This window comes from Nocardiopsis sp. NPDC006832, from assembly GCF_040635885.1.
Taxonomy (GTDB): domain Bacteria; phylum Actinomycetota; class Actinomycetes; order Streptosporangiales; family Streptosporangiaceae; genus Nocardiopsis.
The window spans coordinates 1-3,866 of sequence record NZ_JBEYLC010000128.1 but is presented as its reverse complement, the minus strand read 5'-3'; the positions used below and the strand labels follow the sequence as shown (position 1 = coordinate 3,866).

5 protein-coding genes are annotated in these 3,866 nt (G+C 70.7%); 2 read left to right on the top strand and 3 right to left on the bottom strand.

Annotated elements, in window-relative coordinates:
- The 3 genes from ABZ717_RS28435 to ABZ717_RS28425 all read right to left on the bottom strand — a co-directional run.
- The coding region (locus tag ABZ717_RS28435) for a phosphotransferase family protein (protein ID WP_358516308.1) at positions 1 to 701 on the bottom strand (701 nt) is incomplete at its 3' end.
- Entirely contained in the window at positions 698 to 1,486 is a 789-nt protein-coding gene (locus tag ABZ717_RS28430; protein WP_358516305.1) for an SDR family oxidoreductase, read from the bottom strand. The genes ABZ717_RS28435 and ABZ717_RS28430, both read right to left, overlap by 4 nt.
- Positions 1,486 to 2,241 (bottom strand): SDR family oxidoreductase, encoded by a 756-nt coding sequence (locus ABZ717_RS28425; RefSeq protein WP_358516303.1) that lies wholly within the window; start codon positions 2,239 to 2,241, stop codon positions 1,486 to 1,488. Before ABZ717_RS28425 ends, ABZ717_RS28430 begins: the two co-directional genes overlap by 1 nt.
- Before the next feature lie 185 nt (positions 2,242 to 2,426).
- Here ABZ717_RS28425 and ABZ717_RS28420 point away from each other — a divergent pair, with 185 nt between their 5' ends.
- Together ABZ717_RS28420 and ABZ717_RS28415 are read left to right on the top strand one after the other, a co-directional pair.
- The gene (locus ABZ717_RS28420; RefSeq protein WP_358516300.1) at positions 2,427 to 2,708 is read left to right on the top strand and encodes a GNAT family N-acetyltransferase; all 282 of its coding nucleotides are present in this window, start codon (positions 2,427 to 2,429) and stop codon (positions 2,706 to 2,708) included.
- A 63-nt stretch (positions 2,709 to 2,771) separates the two neighbouring features.
- Complete coding sequence (locus tag ABZ717_RS28415; protein ID WP_358516297.1) at positions 2,772 to 3,674, top strand: LLM class flavin-dependent oxidoreductase; 903 nt, start codon at positions 2,772 to 2,774, stop codon at positions 3,672 to 3,674.
- Positions 3,675 to 3,866: the final 192 nt, after the last annotated feature.

Below are 3,866 nucleotides of genomic sequence, written 5' to 3'. Positions count from 1 at the left end.
GCCATCTCCCAGTCGAGTACCGCTGTGAGCTCGCCGTCGTCGGTGACCAGCACGTTGTCGAGCCGGTAGTCGCCGTGCACGATCGCGGGCGCGGACGATTCCGGGATGGACCGCGCCAACCGGTCGCGGAGTTCGTCGATACCGGGGATGTCCCGGCTGCGCGAGGCCTCCAGCTGCTTGCTCCACCGGCGCACCTGGCGCTCCAGGAACCCGTCCGGGCGACCGAAGTCGGCCAGGCCCACCGTGGCGGGGTCGATGGCGTGCAGCCGGCCCAGGGTGGTGACCAGTCGTTCGGCGACCGCGTGGACGCCGTCGGGGCCCAGCGGCGCGATCTCCTCCTGGGTGCGAAAGGCGGTCCCGCCCACGTACTCCATGACGTAGAACGGGGCGCCCAACACCTCGGTGTCCTCGCACAGGTGGTGGGTGCGCGGAACCGGCACGTCGGTCTCGCGCAGCGCCGTCATCACCCGGTATTCGCGCGACATGTCGTGCGCGGTGGCCAGCACGTGCCCCAGGGGCGGGCGGCGCACCACCCACGTCCCGGTGCCGTCGGTGACCACGTAGGTCAGGTTCGACCTGCCGCCGGTGACCACCCGACCGGTTAGCGGGCCCGACACCAGGCCGGGGACCTCCCGGTCCAGGTAGGAGCGCAACCGGTCCAGGTCCAGGCCGGGGAGTCCACCCTCGTTCCCGTCGCTCATTCGGTCTCCTCCTCGGCGAACACCTTGGCCTGGATACGGCGCATCCCCACCAGCCAGGCGTCGGTGTCGGTGGCTCGGGCCGCGTAGTAGTCGGCGGCCTCCGGGTGCGGCAGGATCAGGAACCGGCCATCGCTCAGGGCCACCAGCACGGTGTCGGCGACCTCCTCGGGCGTGATCGCCCCGGGGGAGAGGATGGCCTGACCCTGGTCACCGGCGTCGTCGAGCATGCCGGTACGCACGCCCAGCGGGCACAGGCACTGCACGGTGATCCCGCGGTCCCCGTAGGTGGCCGACAGCCACTCGCTGAAGGACAGGGCGGCGTGCTTGGTCACCGAGTACGGCGCGCTGCCCAGCATGGTGAGCAGACCCGCCCCGGAGGCGGTGGTGACGAAGTGACCCCGGCCGCGCTCCAACCACCCGGGCAGGAGTTCACGGGCGGCGCGCACGTGCGACATCACGTTGACCTGCCAGGAGGCCTCCCAGTCGGATTCGAGGGCCTCCGGGCCGCCGCTGCGGGCGATCCCCGCGTTGGCCATGTACAGGTCGATGCCGCCCAGGTGGGCGTCGGCCTCGGCGATGAGTGCGGTGACCCCCGCCTCGGAGGCCGCGTCACCGGGCACGGCGATCCCGCCGATCTCACCGGCCACGGCCTCGGCCGCGGAGGCGTCCAGGTCGTTGACGACCACCCGGGCCCCGGCGGAGGCCAACCGGCGGGCCACGGCCGCGCCGATACCGTTACCGGCGCCGGTGACGACCACTCCGGCGTTCTTGGGGTCCAGCGGCATCAAACACCCCCGGTGAGGGTCATGCCGCCGTCGAGGACGAGGGTGCGGCCGGTGATCCAGGAGGCGTCTTCGGAGAGCAGGAACGCGACCGCGCCGGCGACGTCCTCGGGCACGCCGAGCCGCTTCAACGGGTACTGGGAGGAGACCTCTTCCTCGCGCCCGTCGTACAGCGCCTCGGCGAAGCGGGTCTTGACCACGGCGGGGGCGACCCCGTTCACCCGGATGTCGGGGCCGAGCTCGACCGCGAACTCCTCGGTGATGTGTCGGAGCATCGCCTTGGAGGCGCCGTAGAAGCCGATCCCGGGGGCGGGCTTGAGACCGGCCACGGAGGAGACGTTGACGATCGAGCCACCGTGCTCGGCCATGCCGGCCCGGTACACCTTCTGCACCCAGGAGACCGCCGAGAGCGCGTTCACCTCGAAGATCTTGCGGGCCGCGTCCAGGTCCAGGTCGACCATGCGTCCGTAGACCGGGTTGATCCCGGTGTTGTTGACGAACATGTCGACCGCGCCGAACGCCTCCTTGGTGGCGGCGATGGCCTCGTCCTGGTGTTCGGGGTCGTCGCCGCGCCCGGGGACCCCGATGGCGTGTTCGGGGCCGCCCAGGGCCTCGACCGCCTCCTTGAGGGGATCGGGCTTGCGCGCGGTGACGCACACGCGGGCTCCCTCGGAGATGAGGCGTTGGGCGATGGCCAGGCCGATACCGCGACTGGCACCGGTGATGATGGCGGTGCGGCCGCCGAACCGCGAAGTCATGCGTACTCCTTAGACCGACTGGTCGGTATGTCAAGGCGACCCTATGTCCACGGGGCGCGCGCCGCAAGGGGTGGAGGCTCCCCGGTAAGGGTGACAATGGGGTCGCACGGGAACATAGGTGCCCGTGCGGGACCCCCGGGTTCCAACACCCGTTCCCGACATCTCCCGACATCGAAAGGGATCCCGTGGCTACCGAGGTCAAGGACGTTCCGGAGAACAACCGCTATGTGATCACCTCCGACGGAGAGGAGGCGGGCTTCGCCGAGTACATCCTCACCGACACCATGATCACCTTCACCCACACCGAGGTCGATCCCGCCTTCGAGGGCAAGGGCATCGGCGGCGCCCTCGTTCGTGAGGCCCTCGACGACGTGCGCACCCGTGACCTGTCCGTGCTGCCCATGTGCCCGTTCGTCAAGGGCTGGATCGAACGACACCCCGAGTACACCGACCTCGTCTATCGCTGAGCGTGTGGTCACCTCCCGACCGGGCAGGACCGCAGGGCAGCCGAGAACCAGGAGGCGTGAACGTTGGGCATCGACTACGGACGTGACATCGAATTCGGGGTCTTCCCCTCGCCGGAGACCGCGAAGCTGGACCGCACCTGGGCGGTGATCGACGCGGCCGAACGGGGCGGGCTGGACTTCGTGGGCATCCAGGACCACCCCTACCAACGCCGGCACCTGGACACCTGGGCGCTGATGGCCACGGTCCTGGCCCGCACCGAGCGCCTGCGGGTCTTCCCGGACGTGGCCAACCTGCCGCTGCGGCCACCCGCCATCATCGCCAAGAACTCCGCGAGCCTGGACGTGCTCTCCGGTGGCCGCTTCGAACTGGGGCTGGGCGCCGGCGGGTTCTGGGAGGCGATCGAGGCCATGGGCGGGCCCCGACGCAGCCCACGCGAGGCCGCCGACGCCCTGCTGGAGGCGGTCGAGGTGATCCGCCTGCTGTGGTCGGACCAGCGCTCGGTGCGCTTCGAGGGCGAGCACTATCGCCTGGCCGGGGTCAAACCCGGCCCGCCACCCGCCCACGACATCGGCATCTGGCTGGGCGTGCTGGGTCCCCGTCTGCTCAAAGCGGTCGGCAGGGTCGCCGACGGCTGGGTGCCCTCCCACGCCTACGCGGGCACCGACAAGCTTCCCGGCATGCATGCGCGCATCGACGAGGGCGCCGCCGAGGCCGGCCGCGACCCGGCCGACATCCGCCGCGTGTACAACCTGTGGGGCACCATCGGCGATTCGGCCGGCTCCTCCGGTGGCGGCTTGGATGGTCCGGTCGACCAGTGGGTGGAGCGCATCACCGAGTTCGCCGTGGAGTACGGGATGGACACATTCGTCCTGGGGCCGGTGGAGGAGTCCCCGGAGCAGGTGGAGCTGTTCGCCGCCGAGGTCGCCCCTGCGGTGCGAGAGGCCGTGCGCCATGCCCGAGGCTGAGTGAGTGGTGAGGGGTGGGGTGGGTGTGTAGGTGGGGCGCTCGTAGGGCGCCTGAGGTTGGGAGCTTTGGGGTTGTTGGGCGTTGTTCGGGTGGTTGGGGGCGCCTCGGGTCGGGAGTCTTGGGGTTGTTGGGCGGGGTGGGGGTGGGTTCTCCCTCCTTCCCCGCCGCGTGATTGTTGCCGCCCGCACCGC